Origin of the sequence: Ancylomarina longa (assembly GCF_003996985.1) — a bacterium.
GTDB lineage: Bacteria > Bacteroidota > Bacteroidia > Bacteroidales > Marinifilaceae > Ancylomarina_A > Ancylomarina_A longa.
Genome location: NZ_RJJX01000124.1, coordinates 1 through 691, shown reverse-complemented (window position 1 = coordinate 691; position 691 = coordinate 1). Strand labels below are relative to the sequence as shown.

2 rRNA genes are annotated in these 691 nt (G+C 41.8%); both read right to left on the bottom strand.

Going from position 1 to position 691, the window contains the following annotated elements:
• Positions 1-217 precede the first annotated feature (217 nt).
• Positions 218-328 (bottom strand): 5S ribosomal RNA (gene rrf, locus DLK05_RS16625).
• A 116-nt stretch (positions 329-444) separates the two neighbouring features.
• Positions 445-691, bottom strand: a 23S ribosomal RNA gene (locus tag DLK05_RS16620); the annotation flags it as partial.

Genomic DNA, 691 nt, shown 5'->3' with positions numbered 1-691 from the left:
CAGAGATCATGTTGGGAGATAGAATAAACTTTATAAAGTCAACATAGATATTAAGCTTAGCGATCTTAAAATAGTGTCTTGGGGAGGAAGTATCAACAGGAATCAGAAGTAGTTTCAATTCGTAATTTTTTCCCGATATTTATCGGGATCGTAATTTTCTTTTGACTTTAGGGCATAAAAAAAGCGTCTTACTCCGCTGAGGAATAAGACGCTTAAAAGTTGGCATCGACCTACTCTCMCACCTTTCGGCAGTACCATCGGCGCTAATGGGCTTAACTTCTCTGTTCGGGATGGGAAGAGGTGGAACCCCATTGCTATAGATACCTGAAAATCTTCAGTTAACTATCGCTTGGTGCTGTGCACTAGCTGTCAACAAATATCATAGACATATTGAAAAAAAAAGTAGTTGTAAGTTTTGTTCAGAATTCAATCATTGACTTCTGCATTCATAAGCTTATGGGTAATTAGTACCACTCGACTTTGACATCACTGCCTTTACATCTGTGGCCTATCAACGTTGTCGTCTCCAACGACCCTYTAWAGAAATCTCATCTTGAGGTAGGCTTCGTGCTTAGATGCTTTCAGCACTTATCCCTGCCCAACGTAGCTACTCTGCAATGCAGCTGGCGCCACAACAGATACACTAGRGGTTAGTCCAACCCGGTCCTCTCGTACTAGAGTCAGATCCTCG